This window comes from Nitrospinota bacterium, from assembly GCA_027619975.1.
GTDB lineage: Bacteria > Nitrospinota > Nitrospinia > Nitrospinales > VA-1 > JADFGI01.
This window is the reverse complement of the sequence record JAQCGX010000004.1, coordinates 58859-85016: the sequence shown is the minus strand read 5'-3', so window position 1 is coordinate 85016 and position 26158 is coordinate 58859. Positions and strand designations below refer to the sequence as shown.

Here is a 26158-nt window from a genome sequence, read left to right as displayed (position 1 = left end):
TCAATTAAAATTATCCAAAGTAAGAATGTAGTGCGGGAAAATTTAAGACAAATTTTTCCGTCCACTGAGCACTCAGGGGGGTCCGTTCCCTCTCGGATCTCCCTGAGCCTGCCTCATTTTATTTGAACCCGATCATCGGCCAGTAAACAAACAGCAGGAAAAGATAGCACCCCATACCCAGCAGGCTGAGCAGAGACCCGGCCCGAATCATTTCCCCAAGCGTGATGTATCTCGAAGAATAGGCGAGTGCGGAGGCCGGCGTGCCGATGGGCAGGCTGAACGCGAAATTGCTGGGCAAAATAACGGTCAGGGTTGCAAGCGCTGGACTGATTCCATAAGCCTCACACATGCTGATGGCAGGCGGCAGAAGGATTGCGATCACCGCCGAGTTGCTCATGATGGTGGTGAACAACAGGGAAAGCCCGGCGATGGAAATCAAGAACAGGAACCCCGATTGCACCGTCCCCTCGAAAAGAGATTGCGACAGCCACAAAGCCGCTCCTGACGTGGCCATGACTTCGCCCAGGCAGATGGCGCCCCCATACATCAAAATGATGGCCCAGTTGATATGCGGTTCGACCATTTTCCAATTGATGAGGTTGAGCGAAAATAACAGGACCAGAGAAAGGATGGCGATGTTCGCGATTCCCAGTGCATCTCCATAACCAAACCAGGTGAACAGGGTAGCTCCCATCACCACGGCGATGCCTTTTTCCTGAAATGTCATGGCTCCTAGAGTTTGATGTTTTTTCGCCAGAATATCCTGAGCGGGTTTGATGTCGTCAAGATCAGGAGGAAACATCGTGACCAGAACCACCCAGCCGCAGAGGAAGAGCAACACCACCAGAGGAAAACTCAACTGCGTGTATTCCAGAATGCCGATGGTGCTGGTTCCCTCGGTCGATTTTTCAAGAATCTCAACGGCGAGAGGAACCCGCCCGCCGCCCAGAACCGTCATGGCCCCGCCGATGATGCACCCCCAGGCCATGGCAAAAAATAAAGCCTTGGCAAAAACCGATGTCCCCCTTTGCAGGTTCAGAGCGCTGACGATTTCCGTCAGGATCGGAAACAGCATGGTCGCGACCGCGTGCTCGGACATGAAACAGGAACTGATGGCGCCAAAAAAATAAATCGATGTGATCAGTTTTTTGGGAGTGCCGCCAAAATGCTCCATCACCCACATCGACAGGCGGACACTCAAGCCCGACCCGACCATCGCCGCCGATAAAATGAAAACGCCCAGAATGAAGAAGACCGCCCGGTTGCCAAAAAAAGAATAGACCTGTGAGGCTTCCATAATTCCCAGCAGGGGAATCAGGGCGATTGCCAAGAGGCTGGTGATGGATAGCGGGATGAGGTTGGTGGACCACAGGCTGACGCAGAGAAAAAACACGCAGAGGACCTTATAACCCTCAGGGGACAGATCCTGAGGGCCTTCCTGATTCAGCAGGATCAAAAAAACCGCAAAGATCAAGGTCAGCAGAATGGGTCGCCGCATTCTATCGAGAATGACGATCCACAACGGTCGGCGATCGACAATGATCTGGGAGTTATCTTCGCGGTTTTGCATCCGGGTCCAATGTAATTTTACAGTATGATTTCAGCGCCCAGCAGAGCCGGATGAGGGGGTATTTTTGGGTTTAATCTGATTAACCCAACAAACACAATCTCTTCCAGCCGATGCGTACCCTACAATATACATGAAAATCCTGCAATAAATAACAATGGGTTGCAGAGAAGCGCGAATGGCTTTTATTGGAAATGTAAGAGCGGTTTAGGGGGGAGAGGGGGTTGGCTAATTGCCGTGCCCGCCTGGGGGTGGGTCAAACGTTAACGGGCGATGGATTCTCTGCCAACGCATCCGAGTTTCTATCTGGTTGACTCGAATTTTGTTCCCCCATGTCCACCTGGGAGATGGTCCACAAATCGCAGGACCCGCAGGTATCCCTGTAGTTTTCCCGGAAATCGTTGAATCCGTCGCTCTGCCAGATAGCCTCCAGGTTTTGATCGAGCATATTGCCCATCTTCGCTTCGGGCAACAGACAGCAGGGGGTGACGTTGCCCTCGCGGCTGATATAGGCGTTGTCGAAAGTTTTCAGGCAGTATTTACCGGAGCGGTGCAGCTTTTTGCGCAACAGCTTGTAGGCAAACCGCATGATGCCTTTGGAAACGGAGTACTGAATCCAGTCCAGTTGCACGCCCTGGGACTTGGCGACCCGGTTTGCGTTCTGGAAAATGCGCTCCTCTTCCTTCAAGTTGGGGCGTTTCAGGTTGGGGGCGTATTTCCGATCCAGGCGTCCGACATTCACCACTTCACAGCCGATTTTTCCGGCATAGCGGATCACGTCATAAAGATCGTTTTCACAGTCCGCATGCAAGGTCGATTGCAGGCGCAGGGAGAGACTCCCCTTTTTCCGCATCCGGGCCACCTTTTCAATATTCTGGTACACCCCGTTGTTGTTGTGACCTTCCTCGGCGCTGTCGCTTCCTTCCACGCGGTCGATGGAAAACGTGAGGGTATCGAGGCCGGACTGGAGGATCTGTTCTGCAATGGCGGGTTTGGTGAACAAGCCGTTGGAGGTGATCATGACCTTGTGCCCACGGTCCTTGCAGAAGGCGATCATATCGAATATTCTGGGGTGAAGAAAGGGTTCTCCCCAGCCGGTGAGGGTGATGTCTTCTGTGCCCTGCAATTGCTCGACAACGGCGGCGAATTTATCCCAGTCCATGTGTTCCAGCTCGATCTCAAGATCTTCTCTGGGGCACATGGAACAGTCCATATTGCAACGATTGGTGACTTCAATCTGAATATGGCGCGGCTTGGCGGGGATCTTATATTTCAATCGGTTAAATGTATCGAGAACCAGACTGAGCATAGGGTGCAAGTGGGAATCGGGCTTTTACCGTTTACTATCAAAGACTTTTGTGGTGAAAGCCGGGATGATAAGAGAATATTTTTTAAAAATTTGTTCGTACCAGCAGGTTTAAATGGTATTTTATACTCTTAACGGACGCTGAAGTAAAAAACTATAGCCATTGCTCTCATTATTGACAGGGCGATGTGAACTGATTGTTTTTTTTAAGCTTAAGATGAATGCTGGATTCTGCCCAGGTAAATCTGGGTTCAGGAGGGAGACTGTTTCATGGGAATGACAGTGACGGAAAAGATACTTGCCGCGCACGCGGGAAAAGAATCGGTTCGACCTGGGGACAACATCTGGGTGGACGTGGATGTGCTGATGACCCACGACGTTTGTGGTCCGGGGACCATTGGTATTTTTAAAAAGCAATTCGGCGAAAACGCCAAGGTCTGGGACCGGGAGAAAGTGGTCATCATCCCGGATCATTATATTTTTACATCCGACAAGCACGCCAACCGCAATATAGACATCCTGCGCGAGTTCGTCAAAGAGCAGGACCTTCCCTACTATTACGATGTGGGCACTGAAAATTATAAAGGCGTCTGCCATATCGCCCTGGCGCAGGAAGGGCACAATCGCCCCGGCGAGATATTGTTCGGAACCGATTCGCACACCTGTACCTCCGGCGCGTTTGGCATGTTTTCCACCGGAATCGGCAACACCGACGCCGCGTTTATTCTGGGAACCGGAAAAATTTGGCTCAAGGTTCCGGAAACCATGCGCTTTGAATTCACCGGAACCTTCCCGCCGTATATCATGGCCAAGGACATCCTCCTGCAGGTCATCGGCGACATCGGCGTCGATGGCGCGACCTACCGTGCCATGGAATGGGCAGGGGATGCCGTCTATAAATTTTCGATGGAAGAGCGGATGACGCTTTGCAACATGGCCATTGAAGCCGGCGGAAAAAATGCGGTGATTGAGGCCGACGATGTGACCTTGGAATATTTGAAAACCAGGACCGACAAGCCTTACAAAATTTATCATTCCGATGCGGACGCCAATTATTATTTCACAAAAACCTACAAGGCAGGCGAGATGGAGCCGGTTGTCGCGAAACCTCATTCGCCGGACAACAAAGCCCTGGTCAGAGAATGTCAGGACGTTAAGCTGGACCGATCCTATATAGGTTCCTGCACCGGCGGCAAGCTGACCGACTTTATCGCGGCGGCGCAATTGCTCAAGGGCAAAAAAGTGGCGATCGAAACCTTCATCGTTCCCGCCACCCGGGAAGTGGAGCAGGATCTTTATAAAGAAACCCTGGACGGGGAAACCCTGATGGACATTTTTAAAAATGCCGGAGCCAGGATAGGAGAGCCTTCCTGTGCGGCGTGTCTGGGAGGGCCGAAGGATACGTTTGGCCGGGCCAATGCCGAGGAAGTGGTGATTTCCACCACCAACCGCAATTTCCCCGGTCGAATGGGGTCCAAGCAGTCTCAGGTTTATCTCGCGTCCCCTTACACGGCGGCGGCGTCAGCTCTGACGGGCAGGATCACCGACCCAAGAGAATTTATCAACAGTTGAAACTGGTTTTAAAATACTTATGGAACACTTTATTGAAGGCAAGGCTTATGTGCTGGGCAATGATGTTGACACCGATCAAATCATTCCCGCCGAGCATCTGGTTTACAGTTTGACGGAGCCGGAAGAAAGAAAGAATTATGGGAAATTCTCCCTTTCGGGCGTTCCGAAAGAGGGCGCGGGTCTTCCCGAAGGCAACCACCCGTTTGTGAAGGAGGGCGAGTACCTGTCGGAATATGCCATCCTCATTGGTGGCAAAAATTTTGGCTGTGGTTCGTCAAGGGAGCATGCCCCGGCGTGTCTGGAGATTGCCGGTATCCACGCCGTGGTGGCGGAGTCCTTCGCTCGAATTTTCTACCGCAATTCCGTGGACGGCGGTTTCTTCATTCCATTTGAATCCGAGGTGCGTCTGGTGGATGAAATCAAAACCGGCGACATGCTCTCGATCGATGTGGACGCGGGAACGTTGACCAATAAAACCTCCAACAAGACCTATCAGTTAAAATCGTTGGGAGAGGTCATCGAAATAATTCGGGCGGGAAATATCTTTGAATACGCTAAGAAGGCGGGATTGATTCCGAAATAGCTGACAGGAAGGAAGATCGGGTTTTTTTCTATGAACAAAAAAATGACACTCAGAGTTGCGATGATCCTGTGTTGGATCTTTTTTTCTTTTTTATCCACAGCGGGTGGTGTCGTGCTTGAGGATGCGCCTAAAAAACCGGGTCAGGTTCTCATCCCCGCAGGTCCCTTCACGATGGGGAGCACAGAGGTGGATATCAAATGGGTCGCGACCACTTTTTTTTCCGAATCTCTGGATTGGTATCAGGATGAAACTCCGGCGCGACAGGTGCACCTGAACGCATATTATATGGATAAGTACGAGGTGACCAACGAAGAATTTAAGAAATTCAGGAAAGAGGTCCTGGGAAGCGTATCCAAGTACAGTGCTGAACCGAAGTTCAATAAATCCAACCACCCTGTTGTGGGCGTCTCCTGGCAGGATGCTGCGGATTATTGCCAATGGGTCAAGGGGCGGTTGCCTACGGAAGCGGAATGGGAAAAAGCGGCCAGGGGCGCTGATGGCCGTTATTATCCGTGGGGCAATGAACCGGACCCAACCCTGGCCAATGTCCGGGGCATGGAAGATGGTAACCGCTACACGGCGCCGGTGGGGGATTATGAAGAAAGTAAGAGTCCTTTCGGAATTCAAGACCTGGCCGGGAACGTCTGGGAATGGACGGCGGACTGGTATAAGCCTTATAATGGAAACAATCAGAAAAGTGATATGTACGGAGAATTGTTAAAAGTCATAAAAGGGGGGTCGTGGCAGTCGAATATGGACCTTGCGCGTTCGGCAATCCGCGGCAAAGCCATTCCCGATCAACCCCAAAACTATATCGGGTTCCGTTGTGTCCGCGACCTTTAAAATGGAGAATTTGTAATGCACAATTTTTTAAAATGGGCTGTCCCCGCAATTGCGATACTTTTTCTCGCGCAATCAAGTTGGGGCTATGACCCGAGTAAGCACGCGGGTAAAGAAGGCAAAAAAGGCGGAGGGCATCACGGCTACAGCAGGCACAAAGGACCGCCGGCGGATATTCCGGCTCATATTAAAGAAAGAACCAGCCCCGATGGGAAAGGGATCAACCTTAATAATTCGGAGATCGGCGTTAAGGGAATGTCCGTTCTGGCGTCATCCCCGGAACTTACGAATGTCGTTTCTCTTGCCCTGCAGGGGAACAAGTTGGGAGATGAAGGAGTAGGTATTCTCGCACAATCGGAAACCTTTAAGCATGTGGAACTGCTGAATCTTTGGGGCAACGATCTCACGGGCGCGGGAGGAAAGATGCTGGCGGAGTCTCCGCATCTTGGACAGTTGAAGGAGTTGAAACTGACCCGCAACAAGTTGGGAGACGAAGGCGTGAGCGCCCTGGTCCAGTCTGCCAACGCCAGCCACCTGACGGTTCTCAATCTGGATGCGAATCAAATCACCGATCAAGGGGCAATCGCGATTGCCAATTCGCCACATTTGTCCAATCTGAAAAGTCTGGATTTGTACAACAACCAAATTGGACCGGAAGGTATTAAAGCTTTGGTGCAGTCCAAGTTTCTGACCCAACTGGAAACTTTGGTTTTGGTTCGGAATAGTGTGGATGTGGACACCGCCTTGAATCTTGAAAAAACCGCGACCTTGCCCAGCCTGAAATCACTGCAAATGTTTTAGGCGGGAGCGGCTCAATTAAGGTAAGGATAGGGGCGACCCCAGCCCCTATCTTTTCTTTATCTACCGTTGCCACCGGCGGTCATTGTAGCTGTCAATTTTTTCGCGCACGCTTTGTGCGCCCTGCATGAATCCATCCAGCATTTCTTTTAGGGCTTCGATCTGATCCTCAGGTTCCTGAGCCTTGTTGAAATTTTCATTTTCCGCTTTTATTTCCTTCAGACAGTCGTTGATTTTCTCATAAAATTCCATGGGCCACTCTTAATGAAAACGGTTTTTGGGATATGACTTCGGCAAAAAAAAACCTACCGGGAACAGTGACGCTCCCGATAGGCGGTAGAGAGGGATTAGCAATGCTACCTTTCTATAAGATATTCTTAGCCTCCTAAAGGATTCAAGAAAATCCGAACAAAACCCTGCCAGTTGAAATTTTAGATTTAAGGGCATCTCTAAAAATTAGTTTTCACAGAAAATAGAATCGTGTGCAAAAGTTTCTTAAATCAGTGGCACGGGCGACCTATCCTTAAATTTAAGGGTAGGTCGCCTGTCCTACTAAAACAAAAGACGCTTCTTTGAATTGGCGATTCGGCGTCGTTGTCAATTTTTAGAGATGCCCTTAATGGTGTCCGGGTTTGATAATGGAAAGGTCCGCCTCCGACCCTTTGGAAGGGAATTGGGGGGTGCCCGGCCATAGGGTCGGAGACAAAGAAAAGGAGGCGAACTTTGCCAAACGGACCTTGTTTACTTCCCTATTGCTAAAAGATCTTCCTGAGATTTTTGATGGGCTGGTGAATGATTTAATTGTCTTGTGTAAGATGCACCGATACCAGCCAGGAAGGATACTTTAAGGCAGGGCTTCGGGGGGATCTTTTGAGTTCTTACTAATGGAATGCCAAAAGGAAAATCCATATCGAGCCTCAATTCAGGAACTTCCGGTATTTAGAAATGCATTTAACCTCAGTTATAAGCGTATAGCGTTATGGAAAGTGGGGGTAGGATAGGAGTCACACAATCTAGTGACCGGGGTCACAATTTTACATCTGAAATCCAGCTCGATTTTTATAGCGCCTATTGCTGGTGGGGGCTTTACGGAAAAAGAACAAACAAGATTAGAGGGCGGAGAAAGGGAATTTGAAAAATTTTTCCTATTATCCCAAAAACTTTTCCAATTTCAAAGGCGCCTTGGAAAAATTTTCTTTATCGTTGGGCATAGGATTTGTTTTGAGGTCTCCACCTCCAGGGACAGTGTTGTTTTTCTCTTCGGCATCATGGGCCAATCGAGCCACTTTAGCGGTTTCCGCCGCTTTTTCGGCCTGGGCTTCGGTGATGCCCCGATTTGGGAAAATCGTATGCTGGATAGTGGTTTCCTGTTTGGCTTTTTGCAGCAGGTTAGAAGGGGCCTTGGTGACCCATGCGGCCTTCCCATATTCCGAGACTTCCAGAGTTTGCCCACGGGAAACAATCTGAGGCATTCCCGGGCGTCCTGTCGGAGACATTGGAATGGTTTCAATGGAGCCTTCGAGCCCAACGAAGGTGGTTTTCCCGCTGGGCTCAACGAAGACAACAAACTCTGTTCCCCGCACTCCGGCAATGCCCGCAGGGGTGATGACTTCAAAAGTGGAATCCTTGGATTTTGCCTTGGTCACAACAAACCGAACCGCTCCCAGGGAAACCTGGACGACAGTTTGCCGTAATTCCTGATCCGGGTCGTAAATATGTTTGGTGATATTGACCTTGGCATTTTCCCCAAGGGAGAGTGTGCTGGCATCATCGAAAGCAAAAGAAACTTTGGAATTCACGGCGGTGTTGATCCGATCATTCATGAATACGGGGGAAGCCAGCTCGGTACGTCTTCCTGTCTTATCTCCTTCGGCAAACTGAAAAACTTTTCCCTCGACACCTGTGGCCAGGCCGATATCGGCGGAAATAACAATTCCGGCCTCTTTTAAATAAAGTTTTTGATCGAGAAGGCTTTTCCCTGCAGGCGCTCCGGTAAAAGCGTAGGTCACGGTTATAAACTCAATATCCTTCAATGGATCGTCCGAGCCTTTGCCTTCTAAAGTATTAAAGCCCTGTTGTTTTAGAGACTAGACCGTTTGGGCGTATAATTCTTTATCAGGAAGCCCGGCGGGATTTTTCGGAAAAAGGGGATTCTCGGGTTGATGTTGAGCCATTATCTTGATGAATTCCCCGCGGGTGATTTTCCCTTGCACCTTGGAGAAAGCGTTGGGCAAAAATACTGCCTGGCAAATAAAAACAAAAATGATATAACCCACAATAGGTAAGGAAAATCGGAATCCTGAATTTGAATATTTTTTCCGAATGTTCATCGTATTTCCCCGGTAAAGTAGATTCTATGGTCGACTGTGGATGCCTGCTAAATTCGAGTCTATTTTAGAATTTTGCCTTGATATGTCAAGTTAAGAGATTTTAATGTTGCATGGTATAATCAAATTATTGAAAACATTTTGATTGTCTTTGGCCGTAATGAGAAAAACAGCACCGTGGGTGTTTGGTCTATCGATCATCATGGTTATGGTTGTTTTATATAGACTGAACCCACCCATCCTATACCATTTGGAACTCCTGTTCCAAAAAGCTCATTTTCAATGGCGTGGACCGATCTCTCCCGGTCCTGAGGTCGTGATTGCCGCCATCGATGAAAAAAGCATCGACGAATTGGGGCGTTGGCCCTGGCCGAGAAAAAATTTGATCCTGCTGGTGGAAAAGCTTGTCGAGCGCAATGCCAAAGTCATTGGTTTTGATATGGTTTTTTCTTCTCCGGATGAAAGCTCGGGGGTCGAAAAATTAATGCAGCTGCAACAGGAACTGCAAGATAAAGCCGGTGGCAACCTGGCAGTTTCCGAGACCGTGGCCCGTTATATCCGAAACTCAGACTCCGACAAACAATTTGCCGAGGTGCTTGGAAAATCCCGGCGTTCTGTGTTGGGCTATTTTTTCCATTTTAATAAAAAAGGTCTGGATCACCTTTCAGAAAAATCCCTGCAAGGAACCGGTCGATCAGGAACCGTTGATTTTCAGGTTATGCAAATAAAGGTGCGAGGGGACGGAATCGAACCGCCGACACGAGGATTTTCAGTCCTCTGCTCTACCGACTGAGCTACCCTCGCATTGGAAATGCTTTACTTTGCAGAGGAAAGAGCGGAAATTATCATAAACAACCTACCTCTGTCAATGAATAACCCCAGAATAATGAATGCCTCAACAAATAATTAAAATTCGCTATCCATTCTGCTATACTTCGGTTTTATAATCAATTTGCCAATATTACGGAATGGAATCCACCGATGCTTGTCCTCACAAGAAGAATTGGCGAGAGTATTAAAATTAATGAAGAAGTAAAAATAACCGTTATAGATGTAAAAGGAAAAAATATTCGTTTGGGGATTGAGGCACCGAGGGAAACGAAAATTTATCGTGAAGAGGTATTTTTACGGATCAAGCAGGAAAATCGTTCTGCCGCCACCCCAGTCGATGTTGATTTTGGTAAAATTTCTAAGCTTGTAAGAGATAATCTGGAAACATGATATACAAAACGACACGGTTTGGCAGTCTCGAAGTAAAGGATAGCGAAATTCTTAATTTTCCGGTCGGTCTTTATGGGTTCGAGAATGAAAGGGATTTTCTCCGCTTGCCTTTCGATCCCAATATAGAAAGCCCCATGGAATGGCTACAGTCATTGCAAACGCCGCGCCTGGCTTTTGTAATCACCGATCCGTTTCTTTATGTCCCTGGTTATTCGGTGAAATTGACGGAAAATGAAAAAAAACAAATCCGGTTTGAGCCTGGAAATACAATTATGACAAGGGCGATTGTCACCGTTCCTGAAAACTATTTTGAAATGACGGCGAACCTCGTCGCTCCCCTTGTCATCAACCTGGATGCCGGCTTGGCCAGACAATTTGTTTTAACGTCCATGGAATATGATACGCGCCATTACCTGCTCCCTCAGGAAGTCAGGGAAGGTAAAGTAAGCTCTGAATAAGAACTCCCGGTCACTTCCCCTCCTTAGCTTTGAAAAGCATTAAGTAGTCTTCCATTTCTTTCAGGTTTGTATTCGCATCCACATAGATATAAGTGTCTCTGGATGACGAATTGAGAGCGAAGTTGACTCTCGACAACTGTGTGCCATCTACGAACATAAGATTCGTCCAGGGTTCAACCACATGGTAGTCCTGGTTTTTTTTCAAAAAATCGATAAAATTTTGAAACGCCCTGGCGCAAAGTTCCGAGCGAAGGCCCTCCAGATCGCAGACTCCTCTTAGGCCGGCACTGTTGTTTTTGGACCTTCCTTCCAGTTTTTCCGCCATGAGGGTATTTTTGGTGGCATCCTTGCGCGAGGGTTTTTGGGAAAAATGCTTTATGACTTCAACTGGAGGTAAGTCGTAGCGGAGGGTGACATGAAAATCATCCTTTATAATAGTGTTGAATCGGTCAATCGTTACCCGCCCCCAAAACTTTTCCTGTAAGACATCTTTTTCGCTGGCTTGAAACAAGTTCAAAGCGCCTTGCTGGCATTCTTCCGGGGCAAGATCTGGTTCGCAGAAGAAATTCTCCAACTGCAACCTTTCCTTGAAAGACGGGCTGAACTGCGCTTGAATTTCCTCGTACCCCCGTTTTTTTACAGACCATATCTGGTTGACATCTTTTTGCAGGAGCCCCAGCATTTCTTGAGGCGGACTGTTGAAACCCAAAGCCAAAGTATAAGGATCTTTTTTCGGGCCATGATCCGCAGAGATCACAATCTCCCGCCATTGCATTTTCTTGAGAGAATTTTCGGGGTTCACTGCGGCCAGATTTTGATAGCCCGTCAGGCATTGCTCGTTGGATATTTCTAGTCCGCAATAGAGATCTTCGATTTTTATTTTTTGAGCGATCGAGCGTTTCAACGCATGGATTTTTTCGAGAAATTCTTTTTTCTCTTCTTCATTTTTATTTTTCTTAAGAAACTCCACCATGTTGTCCGTGGAAGCGTCCCAGGGGACAAGGAGGGTGTGAAAACCTCCGGTTCGCAAAAATCTCGTACTGATCCCCACAGTTTGGATATCAGCATCTGGAGCCTGAGTGAGAGCTTCTTTCAGGTTGCGAGTTCCCGCGCGGCAGTTTTTAATCAAGGGGATTTGATCTTCGGTAAAACCGATGCCCTTGATAAAGGGAAAACATTCGAGGGATTTTATTCCGTGCTGTTTCTCAAGGATTGCTTTGTCCTGCAACAATTGGTTGAGAGCGCTTGCATCAGCCCCTGCGGCGGTTCCTGACCCGCTATGGAGAGAAACAAGCGTCAAGGCGGCTACCGCCAGCAGGTTGGTTTTTAATCGATTCATAGTATAAAAACTTTATCAAAAGTAATAATTTAATGACATCCGGGCCAAGTCATCGGCCCGTTGATCGTAAAAGAGGTTACTGGCAGGTTGACTGAATGAAGCTCGTATTTCAACACTTAATTTCCAGTGATCGCCGAACCGTCTGCTGGTTTCCAGAAATAGAGAACGCGCATTGTCAGTCATATCCTGAACCAAACCCATAAGGATTTCTGTGCTTTCCGGATCGTTGAGGGTGAGGCGCAAAGCCAGGGCGATATCGTTTTCAAAGGGCGTGGTTGCGCCATTACCCCGCTCATCAAAGATTACCTCAACAAGGGCTCCGAGGTCCATAGAGGTTTCGTGAATTCGCTCAAACGCTTCCAGTTGCGGGTCTTCCTCATTCAGTCAAATGTTTTTTGGGAGAGCCGGTTTTCTCGTACGATTTATATCAGGATTCGTGTTGCCCCAGATTTTATATAGTCTTGCAGGGAGGACTTGTGGCAGGTGAGGACGATGATCTGCCGGGACTGGGCAAATTGCTTGAGCATTTCGATCACCCGAGCTTTTCTGGGATCGTCGAAATTGACCAGAACGTCGTCCATGACGATGGGTAACGGCTCCGAACGGGATTCGTATTCCTCAATCAACCCCAGGCGCATGCTCAGGTAAAGTTGCTCGCGGGTTCCCCGGCTCATCTCGGTGACTTTTTTTCGATCGCCGGTTTTATTTTCAATGAGGATTTCGTCATCGTCGATGGGTTTGATGATCTGCGGGTACCTTCCTTCAGTGATTTCGGAAAAAACTTTTTTTGCCGCTTTCAACACTCCCGGCTGGCGGGTTTCTTCATACTGGCTCTTGGCGGCATCCAGCATGAAAAGGGCGATTTTTGCTTTGCACCATTCCTGGGCGCACTCTTTGAGATTTTGTTTTTTGATTTCCAGGGCTTCCTGTTGGATTAACAGATCTTCATTGGACATCAGTTGATCCCGCTTGTTTCGCGTTTCCCCGATGGTTTCGTGCAAGCGGTTTTTTTCTTCATCAAGTTTCTTTAATTGGTTGGATACCAGATTCAGTTCTTGCGGCAGGGAATTTCTATTTCCAATGATTCGGTTTTCTGGGGAGAAGTCGTCAGCGGCCCCGGCCCTTCCGATAATTTGTTCGAGCGATTGTTCTGTTTCCTTTAATTGATTTTTAAGTTTTTCGATTTTAAAATTCTGTTGCTGGATTTGTTTTTCGTTCTGATTCTTTTCAGTCTGGTTTTCCTTCGCCTGGGTGAATAAGTCGCAAATGATTTTAATATTGGTGGGAAGATGCTCCCGCAACGAATTTTCGGGAATGGAAGATTTTATTTTCTCTATCCGGTGTTTTATATCCGCTTCAAATTGAAACATTTCCTTAAGACGTGCTTCGATCTCGCCTTTGTGAAAAATTTTTCCTTTGATCTCTTTAATGGTATTTGCAATTTCCTGGGCGCTCAAGGGCTCCAGTTTTTCATCGAAGGAAATTTCCTGCAACCAGGTGCGCCAAGCTAACTTTTTCCGGTTATATGCCAACTGCGCCTGATCCAATTTTTCCTCCAGATTTTTTTCCAGGAGATCCTCCCGGATGAAATCCTTTTTTCCGGCAACCGCTTTCCAGAAAATAAAAATGCCGAAAAGCAGAAAAAGAATGCTGGCGGCTAAAAGTGGGATATTTAGTTCCATCAGGCTCCAGACGGTGCCCGTAAGCCCCAGGGCGGCAAGACAGCCGGCGATGAATTTTAACCAGGGGGGGATGCTGGTCCCTTTTGACAGCTCTTCGGCCTTTTTCTCCTGATGCTGCGTCAGCCGGTCTTCCGCTCGGGTCACTTCCTGCCGTAGATCCTCAAAGGCTTTGAGGGCGGATTTGATGTGATCGCTTTTACTGCGGTCAAATTCAAAACGTTTTACCGTGTCCTCGTTCCAGGAGACTCCGATTTCATGGAGACCTGTCTGAATTTGATTTTCCAGCTCGGTTTTTTCCCGTTGCACGGTCACTTGGTCGTTCAAGGACGATTGGATGGCCTGTGTCGATTGTTGCAGAAAAATAATATCGGCTTCGTGAGTCAGCAAATCGTGATTGACGGACAAGGACTTTTTTTCGATTATCAACTCATTAAGACCGGCCTCTTCAGCATCGATCATCTTGTATAAACCGGCCAGGGTTTCAAGGTGTCGTATTGTGGATTCCAGGGATTCTATTTGTATTTGCCTGGCGTTTTGTTGGCTTTCGCAAAATTCCAAGCGCCCCATCAATTGATCGTATTCTTCCGCTTCGTTTTGGATGTTGCGGATATCCTGTTCCAGGGTTTTTATTTCGTTCCACAGGAGATTGGTTTTAGTTTTCTTTCCACCGGGAAGAAAAATGTCCTTCGCCCGTTTATTGACGGAATCTTCCACCTGTTTCAGAGACACGGTTCCAAGACCCAGTTCCGCTCCGTAAATGCGGTTTCTGATTTCCTCCGCTTGCAGGGAGTCCAGGTTTTGCAGTTCATCGAGCGTGAAAGCAAAAATGTTTTGAAAAATATTAATGGAGGCATGATCCAGGAGGGATTCGAGATCAGACGCTCCTCCCAATTCCCTGCCAGGGATGGAAAGGGTGATGTCGTCCTTGCCGGAAAGGTTTCGGGAAATAAAAAGAGTTTCTCCCGCAGCCGATTGACATTTCAGTTTGCCTCCATGCTGACCTCCATTTACAGGAGGGTAGAGGTTGGTTTCCTTTGTTTTGCGTGGGAGACCAAAAAACATCTTGCGGATGAATTCGATCAGCGTGGTTTTTCCCGCTTCGTTTTCTCCGTAAATCACATTGAGCCCGGATGTCAGACCGGTCACCTGCTTGTTGGAGAAAATCCCGAAACCGTTGATATGTATTTCACGAATTTGCATGCGGTATGGATGCGTTGTACGGTTGAATCATTTCTCCTCCACCAGTTGGTCGAGAGTGAGGTTGCGCGCCCGGAGTATCAGATTCTGAAGGTCTTCGGGGGAAATTTCCTCCAGATATTTGCTTCCCGCCCAGTTCTCATAAAGAGGTGAGAGAGCTTGTTTTAACGCTTCGGTTTCCTTCGCCTCGTCCGCCTTGTCATAAAGCGCGAGCAGGTCGGCAATGAAATCGTTGCCCTGTCTCAGAGCCTCCACATCGTAGGTTCCCTGGGTCTGGAATGCGAGAGTCACCCAGAGTGCAGGGGTTTTGCCTTCACAACCCGATTGGATTTGTTCGGTCAGGTCTTCGGCGTTGTTTCCTCGCTGGAGTTCCTCGTGGGCCTCGGTGCGCCCGTTCAAGGTCAGGTGGATCAGCGTATCGCGCCCCTCAGCCCTGGCTGAAATTTCCTCGCACCGGGATTGAACGCATTGAATCACGTCATCCAAATCCCGGGCCGCACTCAAATCCACAGACTCGCAGATAAAACGCACACTGTCCACGGGAACGAACTTAATCTCAGGCGATGAATTCGGGTGCAGAGTTACCAGGCAACACCCTTTGACTCCGGTTTCGTTTTTGTGCCGCGCCTGAGTGTTGCCCGAATAAACGATGGCCGGATCGCTGTCGCGAAGCACTTGGTAGCTATGGATATGGCCAAGGGCCCAATAATCCATGTTTCCTGCAACGAGGTCTTCTATTGAGCAGGGGGCGTAATCGCCGTGATCGGGGTTGCTGCCGACATTGGTGTGCAAAACGCCGATGGCGAATCCTGCGTCGGAATGCCTTGCAAATTGCACCGCCAGATTTTTTTTAACGTCACGGGTGGGGTAGCTGATGCCATGAATCTGGGCGAGGGGTTTTCCATCCCGTTGGAGGTTGTGGCATTCCACTGCTTTGCCGGAAAAGACCGTCACAAGGTCCGGCCATTTTAACGTGGCGAAGCGACTGTCCAGCGGATCATGATTGCCGTGCGCCAGAAAAGAGGGGATTCCCGCATCGGAAAGTTGCTGCAACCCTTTACGGAATTTAAATTGCGCCTGCAGGCTTTTATCGGCTCCGTCGTAAATATCGCCGGCGATGACCACAGCATCGACCTTTTCGTGGATCGCAAGATCAACGATGTTCTGAAATGCTTGGGAGGTGGAGGCCCGAAGCCTATTCGCCAGATCGGGTTTTTCAGAGGAAAGGCCCTTGAACGGGCTGTCGATGTGCAGGTCGGAACAATGAATGAAGCGAAAGGAATCCATAGAGATGAATTAATGGGGTCGTCAGTTAATTTATGCGTTTAAAATTTCCGCACTTTTTTTCTGCCAGTCAAACCGTTGTTTTGCGACATAAACCAGCCGGTCGGTTGGCAGCATCCGCTCATCGTTTGCAGGGTTGAGCAATAATTGTTCATTGGATTCGCGCTTGATGCCGATAATCTCCGTCGGCAGGTCCAGATGAATCGCTGAGATTTTTATTTGCCGGATTGTGAGCTGATTGATATCTCCGTCCCAGTTTCCCATCGGCGTTCGGCTGATGTAGATCTGGCTGCCTCCCGCGTTGGATGACAATTGACTGTAGACCTCAAACACGCCGGGGTCTTCCAGTTCCTGAACCAGCAATCCCACGTTCAATTCGGTGGCATTGATGCCGCCATCGATATTGAAGGCCTTCAAGTTTTTCATCGTCTCCGGTCGGCTACAGGCGATGATGGTGATCACCTGCGGACAGATTTTTTCGATGAGTCCAGCAGTCAGCGTGTTGGTGTCGTCCAGCTTCGGGTCATGGGGAGACGACATGATCAGGCAGGCTTTTGCCTTTCCGATATTGACTCGACCCAAAGTTTCTCCCGACGCTGGAAGCCCCATGATGAAGCCGTCGATCCTGCTGGAGAGAAAATCTGGAATTTCCTTGTCGCCCCCAGGAAGAGATTCCGCCAAAACCACGCGTGGAATTTCCTTCAAGTCGGGGCTGAGGTCCAGTTCATTCATTAACTCCAGGATTTCATCGTAAGCCGGAACATTCACAATCACCAGATGGCCTTCTCGCGTGTATTGTCCTTCGCCTTTCACTTTTTTCATCCTCCTTTGAAGAGCCTTCTCAACAATGATACCGGTGAATACCGCAAAGCACCCGATTCCGAATAAAGATGTGAGTACAGTGATCACTCTTCCTTGCGGGGTTTGCGCGGAAAAATCACCGTAGCCGATGGTGGTCACCGTGATGTAAGCGGTCCACAGCCCGTCGGTAAAGCTGGCGCCTTCTTCAAACAGGGAAAAGACCGTCGCAAAGATGAGGATCATTCCCAGAAGTATTAATATAAGAGTGAGGGGATATCGGAGCTCGCGGTGGAGAAGCAAGCGCTTGATGCGTTTCCAAATCAATGGATTCATTCTGAATTAAAGAAATCGGTTATTATGGGATATGTTAAAAATGAAACAGCTCATTATAACGAGTTCCCCTGGCAAAAAAAGCATAGTATTTGTTTTTGGAGTGTCTTGGATACATTGTCGGAGTCCCCGTCTGCTTGCGGCGAGGTCGTTGATTCCAGGTTGACATGGTTTTTCTTCTTATATAGTGTAACTAGTGGTAGCATTTCCTACCTATACCAATTTGCAACCCATTCATTATCATCCATGAGAACTCATCATTTCCCAGCTCGGATCTTTTTAGCATTCATCCTATGCTTGTTTGCGGCGCTGACCTTTGCGGGTTGCGGCGGGTTCAGCAATCCGGTGGAAAAACTGCAAAAGGAACTCGCGGCTGAAAAAGAGTATGCCATTATTTTGAATGATATGCGGGAAGAAGGAAATTTTGTACCGTCCTATTATCATCAATACCGCATCGATAAGGGCGAGACTAAGGAAGTCGGTCCCTTTGTGGAAGTGACGGAACCCTTCTACAAAAAAAACGAGCCGTATCTTGGGATGGCCCTGGCAACGAAGACCCCTGACGGTAAGGCGACCAACACACCCATTCCCAATGGCTATCAATACGTGGGCAATCCTGAATACGGTCGTTGGCGGCAAGATGAGAGCGGCGGCAGCATGTGGGAGTTTTACGGAAAATACATGCTTATGTCTCAGGTGATGAACTGGGCGGGGTTCGGGATGAACCGCAACCATTATAATAATTATGCCACCAACCTATCCGGGGGGCGACCTTATTTCGGTAGTAATAATCAGTATGGAACCAACGGGTCGGTGACTAAAACACAAAAACCGGATTTTTATGCACGCAAGTCGGCGAAAATGAGTCAGTCGCAAAGCCGATTCAAAAACAAGATCAACCAAAGGGTGGGCAGAAGCAAAAGTTCTTTTCGAAGCCGGGGAATGAGTTTTGGGAAATGAGGGCGATTGCAGAAGTCAAAAAACATCAATTTTTATAGGTCCGCATAACAATGTGGCTGGATAATTTATTAACCTCTGTTATTTATTTGCTCGCCTGCCTGGTGCTCTTAGCCATTGGGCACGGCGTATTCCGCCTGTGTCGGGTGGGGTACAACATCCCGCACGAGTTAGTTGAAGAGGACAACGCCGCGCTCGCCCTGGTCATGGGTGGTTATTACCTGGGCTTGATCCTGGCCATTGGCGGGGTGATTGCAGGCCCTTCGGCGGGCTTGGTTGAGGATCTGATCGACTTACTGGTCTACGGACCGCTCGCCATTTTCCTGCTCAATATATCCGCCTGGATCAACGATCGCTTCATTCTTTACAAGTTTAACATTCGCAAAGAAATTCTGGATGACCAAAACTGCGGCACCGGAGTGGTGGAGTTTGCGATATTTGTTGCTTCCGGATTGAATATTTTCGGAGCCGTGTACGGGACCGGGGGCAATATCTACACCGCCCTGGTTTTCTGGGCGTTGGGTCAGGGCATCCTGGTGTTGATCGGCCACTATTACAACCTGATCACGCATTACGATATCCACGAACATATAGAAAAGGATAACGTCGCGGTGGGTGTGGGTTTTGCCGGAGCCTTGATCGCCATCGGCAATCTGATGCGCGCCGCTTCGGCGGAAAATTTTGTCTCCTGGGAAAGCAATCTCATGACTTTTATCTGGTTTGTTTTTTTAGGCCTCCTGCTCTTACCCGCCGCAAGGATGATCACCGACCGGGTGCTTTTGCCCAGTCGCAGGCTGGCGGATGAACTGGTGAATCAGGAAAAGCCCAATGTGGGCGCCGCCTACCTGGAAGCCGTGTCCTACATCGGTTCCTCTTTTTTGATTATCTGGTGTCTGTAACCCACGCCCCTTAGTATTCTCCCGGTTTTGCATGCAATCCACGACGACCAACCATTCTCCTGAGGCCTCTCGCTCGCAACTGAGCCTGATTCTGAAAATTTGTATGTTCGCCACCGGTTGCGCGGCGATGGTGACGGAATACACACTGGCCACCCTGGCCAGTTACCTGCTTGGCAACACCATTTTTCAATGGACCGCAGTCATTTCCCTCATGCTGTTTTCCATGGGACTCGGGAGCCGCCAAAGTCGAAAATTATCAGAAAATCTTCTGGACCGTTATGTCTGCGCTGAATTTGGCCTGTCATTATTTTGCACCTTTTCGGCAATTTTTTCTTTCTGGATCGCCGCCTTCACCGTTCACAATGGGCTGGTGATTTATGGCGTCGCCTGTCTGATTGGGTTTTTGACCGGACTTGAAATTCCATTGGTCACCAGGATCAATGAAAAACACGAACCGCTCAGGGTCAACATTTCTTCGGTGATGGAGTTTGACTATTACGGGTCGCTGGCGGGAGGGGCGTTGTTTGCCTTCGTGCTTTTGCCGTTTTTAGGGCTGACCTACACGCCTGTTCTTCTGGGAGGCCTCAACCTGCTGGTAGCGGGAATGATCCTGTGGAAATTTTCTGGATTGCTCAAATGGGCTAAAACTCTACAGGTCATTTTTTCAGCCCTGCTCGTTGTCATCGCCGGCGCGGCTTATTTCGCCAAACCCATCATCCTTTATGGCGAACAGCACAAGTACAAAGATAAAATTATTTATGAGGAACAGACCCGTTACCAGAAAATCGTTGTCACTCAATGGAAGGACGACCACTGGCTGTTTTTGAACGGCAGTATCCAGTTCAGCACTTATGATGAACACCGTTACCATGAGCCGTTGATTCATCCTGCGGTCAGTCTACTGAAAGAGCGCAGAGACATCCTGGTTCTGGGAGGCGGGGACGGGCTGGCGGCGCGGGAATTGTTGAAATACCCCGATGTCGAAAAAATCACGGTTGTCGATCTGGACCCGGCCATGACCCGGCTTGCAAAGTCAAATGAGATTTTTCTTAAGGTCAACAAGGGGTCGTTCAACGATCCTCGGGTGGAAATTATCAATCAGGATGCCTACCAGTTCATTAATAATTCCGTAAAACTTTATGACGCCATCATTGTGGACCTGCCCGATCCGAAATCCGTCTCCCTTTCTCTTTTGTACTCGTTGGGATTCTATAAACTTGCGAATAAGCATTTGAAACCTTTTGGCGTGCTGGTGACCCAGAGCACCAGCCCTCTGTATTCTCCAGAAGCATTTTTATGTATCAAAAAAAGTATGGAAGCCGCGGGGTTTTCGGTGGTTCCTTATCAAAACGCTATCCCGACGATGGGGGAGTGGGGCTGGAACCTGGGAGTGAAGAACGAGGCGATGAGCGCGGATCGGCTCAAGGAAAATTTACTGCGCCTAGAATTTTCCGGGTTGGAGACGCGGTTTTTAAACCGCGAGGCAATGACTTCCATGACCCATTTCGGTAAAGGTCTGTTCGAACGGTCTGCGGGCGTCGAGGTAAATACCCAGTTCAACCACATTCTTCTCAAATATTACCGTAAGGGCGATTGGGATATGTACTAAACCACGTTATCAGGTGCAGCCTGAAGGATGTGTGCGGTTAACCCACCAGGTTTTTCAATTCTGAAATGTCATCGATGGTCCAGTCGGGTTTAAGCGCGTGCAGGGCTTTAAGATCACCCATGCCATAGGTGACGGCGCAGGTCCGCACGTTGGCGTTTTTTCCGGCTTCAATATCCAGGGCGCTGTCGCCCACCATCAGCACTTCCCGAGGAGACAGGTTGTGCTTTTTCAATAGATGGTTGATGCCTTCAGGGTCCGGTTTGCGCGTCTTGAAGCTGTCCCCGCCGATGATGGATTCAAAGGGATGCAGACAGTTGAGATTTTCGAGAATTTTTCTTACAAAATCTTCAGGCTTGTTGGAACAGATGGCTTGTTTCCTGTTGGAAAAATACTCGATCATGTCCCGACTGTTGGGATAAAAATCGCTGTGATCCATCAGGTGGTTGGCGTAATGCTTACGAAAAACGGCAACCGCCTTGTCGATATCGTCCCATCCCGTGCCGCTCAGCGCACGGGTCATCAGCATGAACACCCCACTGCCAACGCAGGTCCTGATAACTTCCTGCTCCAGGGGGCGTTGCCCCAGTTCGGTGAGGGCAAGATTGACGGAAAGGGCGATGTCGTCCAGAGTATCGACCAGGGTGCCGTCGAAATCATAAACGATGAGCGAGATTTGGTTCATTTGTATCCAGCAAAGGGAAAATAAAGAGGGGCTTCCATCCGATGTCCCTGGCTATTCGTCGATGCTGGATGTAAACCGGTAAGCTTTGACAATATTTTTTTCATCAAACAAAATCACCAGATCTTTGGACTTGGTCTCAGCCAATGCGTACCACTTGTCCAACTGGTAGGTCCACATGGTGTGCGTGTTTTCGATGCCCTCTTTAAACGGGACCCCAAACCAATCCAGAATTTCGGACTGGGTGGTCACGTTGTTTTGAATGTTCTGTACCTTGTCGCTGGAAAAATCTTTTCCATTAGTTCCACATCCGACTAGTAATAAAAATATCAGAAGGGTCCCTAAATTTTGTAACGATTGTTTCATATTATTCCTCCTTTGAAGACTTTGGTGGTTTTTATGACCAAGGTGATATGGGCGGGTTATTGAGGTCAGGTCAATACGTTGGATTGGCGAAACTCAGTTTACCACCCTCCCGAAAAAAGTATAACTCGAACTGCAAAAAATACCAGTTTCAGTTTCTAATATTTTGAATTAAAAATTTTTACCCGCTGGATGAGAGATTGTTAAGGACCGAAGAACTTGCAATAATGAGTCTTATCAGAAATTTCCAGGTTAAATAGTATTTCAAAGGACTGACAGGCCCGACAATGGTCAGGCATTACTTTTTTTCTCGATAATTGAGTATTCGTTCAGGATTTTAGTAGCATCTGTGTGGGAATGTACCGGCATGCGCGGTCCCATATGCGAAACCACTTGAGCGGCGCAATAAGCGCCGAGAATAGCGGATTCTTTCAGGCTGTAGTCTTTGGTTATTCCATGGAGCGCACCGGCGGCATACAAGTCTCCGGCTCCGGTTGTGTCCACAGGAGTGGTGGGGAAGACCCCAACAATTTCTTTCGTTTGATTGTTTCCAGCCCAGGAACCCTTAGACCCAAGCGTCATGAATACGGTGTCTGCCATTCCCCTGAGAGTCTCGAACGCGGATTCGTGATTAGCGGCGCCTGTCATGGCCAGCGCCTCCACTTCGTTACAGAAAAGAATATTGACGTTCCAGCGGATGAAGTCGATCAAGCTTTCTTTAAAGGTGTTAACCACAAATGCATCGCTCAGGGTAAAGGCTACGGGGATACCGTCTGACTTCGCGATTTCAGCCATTTTCAAGGCGGCGTTTCGGGTTTCTTCCCCTGTCCATAAATAGCCCTCAATATATACCATTTTGGCATTGCGGACGATGGTTTCATCCACATTGTCGGAATGCAGGGACGAAGAAATTCCCAGGTGCGTGAGCATGGTGCGCTCTGTATCGGGAGTGATCATGACGACACAGGTTCCGGTTCCGTGGGTGTCTGCACCGATACCGGGGAAGCCGACCCCGCATATCCTCATGTCCTCCGTGTAATTCTGGCCGTAGTTGTCGTTGGCGACCCGACCCAGATAGTAACCACTGCTTCCCAGGACGCTGATGCCGTGAACGGTGTTGGCCGCCGATCCGCCGGAGGCAATCTTTGTCGGTTTCTCTGAAAGTGCGTTTAACATCTCGGTTTGTTCCTCAGCCGTGGATAACTTCATTCCCCCTTTAATCAGGGATTTTTCTTCAATAAAGGCATCCTCTACATGAACTTCAATGTCCACCAACGCATTGCCGATTCCTACCAGGTCATAATTCATAGATTTTATTTGCCGAAAAAGTTTAAAATTTTATTTAGAGAGGGTTGTCCGTCTGTTTGCAGGCAAATATTCTACAAGACAAAACGACGAACAACGTGACTCCCGCCACGAAAAATGCTCCCCCCGAAGCCTGAGCAATCAGCCCCACCGCTTCTTTGGCCGCGTGAGTGGAACCCATCCCCGGAGCCAAAGCGGCGGACAATAACCAGAACGCACCGTACCCCAGACTTCCCAACCCACTGAGAAGGGAAACACCCAATTGAATCTTGGGATGGAAATTGAGCCAGGCCATCAGCAAGGAAAAGGCGATGGCGATCACGCCCATGGTTTGAGAATGCAGGTGAGCCCTTTTCATATAGACCCAGGACTTACTCACTACCTTATCTTTTTTGTCCTGTTTCCCTTCATATTTTTCAATGGACACGGCATCTGCTTCGGCGTTCAAGTAACCTTTTACATCATCCTCGCAACATCCAAACGAAAGCCCCAGAAAACCGCCAAATAATATTGCAACCATCGCAATGAAAATGCCATATTTTACATGCGTGAAGTCCATCATTATTAACTCCCATAAAAAAACGATTTTATAACATCTTTATAAAAAGGACCCGATTTTTCCTTGCGGATTTTTCTAAAACAGTTCCTGAAAATAATGCGGATCTCATTTATACTGTCGTGTGAGCATGAAATTTTATTATCCTCCCGCCATTTTTTTGGAAAGGTCACGATATTAAAAACAAGGTTTCACTTTCTCTTTTAATCATCACGGCGCTTCTCTTTCTCGTTTCCCCATCGCAAGCTGAGCCAACCGAAAATAAAGTTCGCGAGTTCCATCAGGCGGTCGAGAAAATACTGGATCATTCCTGCCTGAAGAAGCAGAACTACGGGATCGAAATTTATTCCCTGGACAGGAATGAAATTCTTTATGAGACCCGGAAAGACCAGCTGTTTATCCCGGCATCCAATCTGAAGCTGATCACGACTGCCACGGCTCTGGAAAACCTGGGTCCTGATTACCGCTTCCCCACCCGCCTGTACACGTCTGGAAAACTGCAAGGGGACACCCTGTACGGAGATTTGTATATCAAGGGCTACGGAGACCCGAAACTGGTCACGGAGCAAATGTGGCTTCTGGTCAACGAGTTGGAAAACCTTCCCCTGCGGAAAATAGTCGGCAACATCATTGCGGATGATTCTTTTTTCGATCCCCTGCTGCACGTCAAAACCTGGGAGCAGTCGGGCGGCTCGGAGGCTTACAACGCTCCCTTGGGAGCCCTGTCGTTCAATTTCAATACGGTCACCGTTTATGTGTCTCCGGGGGAACATGCTGATGACAAACCGCGTGTCATTGTCGAACCCGATACGAAATACCTCAAAATAAACAATCAGACCCGAACCTTGCCACGGGGGAGAAGAGGGCAATTGACAGTGCAGCGAATCGACCGGGGGGATTATGACGAAATTTCCCTGACGGGAGGGATTTCCCAAAGCCGTCCGCGTGCAAGGTACTTTGTCAATATAACCGATCCAACGAAATACAGTGTCAGTGTGTTCAAGGAATATCTTGCACGGGTAGGCATTCAGGTGGTTGGGGAAACGCTTCGAGGACAGGTTTCAAAAGGGGCCAAGCTCCTGGTCAACCATAAATCCGAACCGCTCGCTCTGGCGCTCCGGGGGCTGAACAAATTCAGCAACAACTTTGTGGCGGAACAAATTGTTAAAACCCTGGCGGCGGAAAAATTCGGTCCCCCAGGGACCACGGAAAACGGTCTGAAAGTAATTCACGAATACATGCAATCGCTGGGTTTTGCTGCGGATCAGTTCACCATTTTGGATGGTTCCGGTCTCTCGCGGAAAAACAGGTTAACTCCTAATCAATTTGTCAGGGTATTGGCGCAAGTAAAAAAAGATTTGAGTATATTTCCTGAGTTCATCTCGGCTCTTGGGGTGATGGGGGTGGATGGTAACGTTCGCAAAAGGATGAACGGAGTGGAGGAGTCTCAAAAAGCCAGGGTGAAAACCGGGACGTTGAACGCCGTCAGTTCGCTTTCGGGCTACTTTCAATCTATGGATGGAGAGTGGTTCGCCTTTTCCATTCTGATGAATGATTTAAAATGCCATAACGGGCAGGCATTGAAAATTCAGGATAAGATTGTCCGTGAGGGGTTGAGATTCAACCGTGGAGATGAAATCAAGGCAAAGCCCTGAAGATTTCTTAACTCATCAGCCGCCGAAAACTTTGCGGTTTTCATTTCGATCATCATCAAGGATTTTTTTCCAATCCCTTTTCTGGTACGGTGCTTCCAAATATTCCTTGTAAATATTTTTAGCCAACTCTATTCGGTCCACTCCTTCGGGAGCCACTTGAATATCCAGTTGAGCCAGCGCCATGTCAAAATCCCGGTCCAAAAGAGACGCAGAATCCATTCCATATTCTTTTAAGGCCTGACGGATGATCCCAGGTTCCTGCCGAAATCGATTGGCCACTTCATTAATATTGGATGGCTTGTATTGCTTGTTGGGTCCGATGCCGAGATGATAGGCGCAAAATAATTCAAAAGGCTCCAAATTGGCAACTTTTTTTGGTTCGCCCGCCTTTTGTTCTGGGGAAGGCCTGCTTGCCGAGGGATGAGGGCGCCCTGCCGCTGGCGTCTCATGACTTCGTTGTGCTTTGTTGGGGTAATTACTTTTCCTTTGATCGCGGGAAGCGGAAGGTCCGTTTTGTCTGGATCGGTCCCGATTGGTTTTGTTTTTACCATTGCCTTTGGTAGAAGACCCCCCAGTGCTATTTTTGCCGAAGGGGTTGTTCGATGCATTATCCGCATTACGCTTATTTATGATGGAAATGTGAGAGCTAAGCGTTTGCGAAGGGGCGGTCATCCATTGTTCCACGGCTTTGGCTCTGTGGCTTTGAGAGTTGGACTGGGGGCGCCGGTTATTGGTGGCTCCCTTGGAAGATCTGTTGGGGGTCGCGTTTTGGTTTCCACCGGACTTGCCGGAGGAAGGACGACGGGAAAAACCTGATTTATTCAAAATGA

The 26158-nt window shown here is 48.5% G+C and carries 24 protein-coding genes and 1 tRNA gene; 10 read left to right on the top strand and 15 right to left on the bottom strand.

The window, feature by feature from the left end; genetic code table 11:
* Positions 1–118 precede the first annotated feature (118 nt).
* Both O3C58_02345 and O3C58_02340 read right to left on the bottom strand, forming a co-directional pair.
* Positions 119–1570: a DASS family sodium-coupled anion symporter gene (locus tag O3C58_02345; GenBank protein ID MDA0690705.1), complete on the bottom strand. Its 1452-nt coding sequence runs from the start codon at positions 1568–1570 to the stop codon at positions 119–121.
* 253 nt (positions 1571–1823) lie between these two features.
* The gene (locus O3C58_02340) at positions 1824–2876 is read right to left on the bottom strand and encodes a radical SAM protein (protein ID MDA0690704.1); all 1053 of its coding nucleotides are present in this window, start codon (positions 2874–2876) and stop codon (positions 1824–1826) included.
* Between the two features lie 267 nt (positions 2877–3143).
* On the opposite strand from O3C58_02340, the gene O3C58_02335 reads away from it, so the two are divergent.
* The 4 genes from O3C58_02335 to O3C58_02320 are packed head-to-tail and all read left to right on the top strand — an operon-like array spanning position 3144 to position 6669.
* Complete coding sequence (locus tag O3C58_02335) at positions 3144–4445, top strand: 3-isopropylmalate dehydratase large subunit (GenBank protein MDA0690703.1); 1302 nt, start codon at positions 3144–3146, stop codon at positions 4443–4445.
* A 19-nt stretch (positions 4446–4464) separates the two neighbouring features.
* Complete coding sequence (locus O3C58_02330; protein ID MDA0690702.1) at positions 4465–5028, top strand: 3-isopropylmalate dehydratase; 564 nt, start codon at positions 4465–4467, stop codon at positions 5026–5028.
* Positions 5029–5058: 30 nt separating this feature from the next.
* Complete coding sequence (locus O3C58_02325) at positions 5059–5871, top strand: formylglycine-generating enzyme family protein (protein MDA0690701.1); 813 nt, start codon at positions 5059–5061, stop codon at positions 5869–5871.
* A 15-nt stretch (positions 5872–5886) separates the two neighbouring features.
* Complete coding sequence (locus O3C58_02320) at positions 5887–6669, top strand: hypothetical protein (GenBank protein ID MDA0690700.1); 783 nt, start codon at positions 5887–5889, stop codon at positions 6667–6669.
* Between the two features lie 60 nt (positions 6670–6729).
* Here O3C58_02320 and O3C58_02315 read toward each other — a convergent pair whose 3' ends face one another.
* The 3 genes from O3C58_02315 to O3C58_02305 form a co-directional block, all read right to left on the bottom strand.
* The gene (locus O3C58_02315; protein MDA0690699.1) at positions 6730–6918 is read right to left on the bottom strand and encodes a hypothetical protein; all 189 of its coding nucleotides are present in this window, start codon (positions 6916–6918) and stop codon (positions 6730–6732) included.
* Positions 6919–7814: 896 nt separating this feature from the next.
* Positions 7815–8699, bottom strand: a complete 885-nt coding sequence (locus O3C58_02310; GenBank protein ID MDA0690698.1) for a FecR family protein — start codon at positions 8697–8699, stop codon at positions 7815–7817.
* Between the two features lie 1025 nt (positions 8700–9724).
* Positions 9725–9797 (bottom strand) — tRNA-Phe (locus tag O3C58_02305).
* A gap of 177 nt (positions 9798–9974) precedes the next feature.
* On the opposite strand from O3C58_02305, the gene csrA reads away from it, so the two are divergent.
* Together csrA and O3C58_02295 are read left to right on the top strand one after the other, a co-directional pair.
* Positions 9975–10214, top strand: a complete 240-nt coding sequence (gene csrA / locus O3C58_02300; protein MDA0690697.1) for a carbon storage regulator CsrA — start codon at positions 9975–9977, stop codon at positions 10212–10214.
* On the top strand, positions 10211–10672 hold the full coding sequence (locus tag O3C58_02295; GenBank protein ID MDA0690696.1) for a flagellar assembly protein FliW: 462 nt from the start codon (positions 10211–10213) through the stop codon (positions 10670–10672). Before csrA ends, O3C58_02295 begins: the two co-directional genes overlap by 4 nt.
* Before the next feature lie 10 nt (positions 10673–10682).
* Here the strand turns inward: O3C58_02295 and O3C58_02290 are convergent, their stop codons facing one another.
* From O3C58_02290 to O3C58_02270, 5 genes are all read right to left on the bottom strand, one after another.
* Complete coding sequence (locus tag O3C58_02290) at positions 10683–12011, bottom strand: hypothetical protein (GenBank protein MDA0690695.1); 1329 nt, start codon at positions 12009–12011, stop codon at positions 10683–10685.
* A 15-nt stretch (positions 12012–12026) separates the two neighbouring features.
* On the bottom strand, positions 12027–12341 hold the full coding sequence (locus O3C58_02285) for a hypothetical protein (protein ID MDA0690694.1): 315 nt from the start codon (positions 12339–12341) through the stop codon (positions 12027–12029).
* Positions 12342–12433: 92 nt separating this feature from the next.
* Positions 12434–14893 carry an AAA family ATPase gene (locus O3C58_02280; protein MDA0690693.1) on the bottom strand — a complete coding sequence of 820 codons (2460 nt, stop codon included), beginning with the start codon at positions 14891–14893 and terminating at the stop codon, positions 12434–12436.
* A gap of 27 nt (positions 14894–14920) precedes the next feature.
* A complete protein-coding gene (locus tag O3C58_02275) occupies positions 14921–16177 on the bottom strand; it encodes a DNA repair exonuclease (protein MDA0690692.1) in 1257 nt (418 codons plus the stop codon).
* Positions 16178–16207: 30 nt separating this feature from the next.
* Positions 16208–17308, bottom strand: coding sequence for a potassium channel family protein (locus O3C58_02270; GenBank protein ID MDA0690691.1), 1101 nt, complete (start codon positions 17306–17308; stop codon positions 16208–16210).
* 294 nt (positions 17309–17602) lie between these two features.
* Here O3C58_02270 and O3C58_02265 point away from each other — a divergent pair, with 294 nt between their 5' ends.
* Genes O3C58_02265 through O3C58_02255 form a run of 3 tightly spaced genes read left to right on the top strand, consistent with a single transcriptional unit; the run spans position 17603 to position 20770 of the window.
* Positions 17603–18265, top strand: a complete 663-nt coding sequence (locus O3C58_02265; GenBank protein ID MDA0690690.1) for a hypothetical protein — start codon at positions 17603–17605, stop codon at positions 18263–18265.
* Between the two features lie 50 nt (positions 18266–18315).
* Positions 18316–19161 carry a DUF350 domain-containing protein gene (locus O3C58_02260; GenBank protein ID MDA0690689.1) on the top strand — a complete coding sequence of 282 codons (846 nt, stop codon included), beginning with the start codon at positions 18316–18318 and terminating at the stop codon, positions 19159–19161.
* 31 nt (positions 19162–19192) lie between these two features.
* Entirely contained in the window at positions 19193–20770 is a 1578-nt protein-coding gene (locus O3C58_02255; protein MDA0690688.1) for a polyamine aminopropyltransferase, read from the top strand.
* 37 nt (positions 20771–20807) lie between these two features.
* Here the strand turns inward: O3C58_02255 and O3C58_02250 are convergent, their stop codons facing one another.
* The 4 genes from O3C58_02250 to O3C58_02235 form a co-directional block, all read right to left on the bottom strand.
* Complete coding sequence (locus O3C58_02250) at positions 20808–21452, bottom strand: HAD-IA family hydrolase (protein ID MDA0690687.1); 645 nt, start codon at positions 21450–21452, stop codon at positions 20808–20810.
* Between the two features lie 51 nt (positions 21453–21503).
* Positions 21504–21815 (bottom strand): hypothetical protein, encoded by a 312-nt coding sequence (locus tag O3C58_02245; protein ID MDA0690686.1) that lies wholly within the window; start codon positions 21813–21815, stop codon positions 21504–21506.
* Positions 21816–22103: 288 nt separating this feature from the next.
* The gene (locus tag O3C58_02240) at positions 22104–23120 is read right to left on the bottom strand and encodes an adenosine kinase (protein MDA0690685.1); all 1017 of its coding nucleotides are present in this window, start codon (positions 23118–23120) and stop codon (positions 22104–22106) included.
* Positions 23121–23154: 34 nt separating this feature from the next.
* A complete protein-coding gene (locus tag O3C58_02235; GenBank protein ID MDA0690684.1) occupies positions 23155–23679 on the bottom strand; it encodes a hypothetical protein in 525 nt (174 codons plus the stop codon).
* A 335-nt stretch (positions 23680–24014) separates the two neighbouring features.
* Here O3C58_02235 and dacB point away from each other — a divergent pair, with 335 nt between their 5' ends.
* A complete protein-coding gene (dacB, locus tag O3C58_02230; GenBank protein ID MDA0690683.1) occupies positions 24015–25328 on the top strand; it encodes a D-alanyl-D-alanine carboxypeptidase/D-alanyl-D-alanine-endopeptidase in 1314 nt (437 codons plus the stop codon).
* Positions 25329–25343: 15 nt separating this feature from the next.
* Here dacB and O3C58_02225 read toward each other — a convergent pair whose 3' ends face one another.
* Complete coding sequence (locus tag O3C58_02225; GenBank protein MDA0690682.1) at positions 25344–26153, bottom strand: hypothetical protein; 810 nt, start codon at positions 26151–26153, stop codon at positions 25344–25346.
* Positions 26154–26158: the final 5 nt, after the last annotated feature.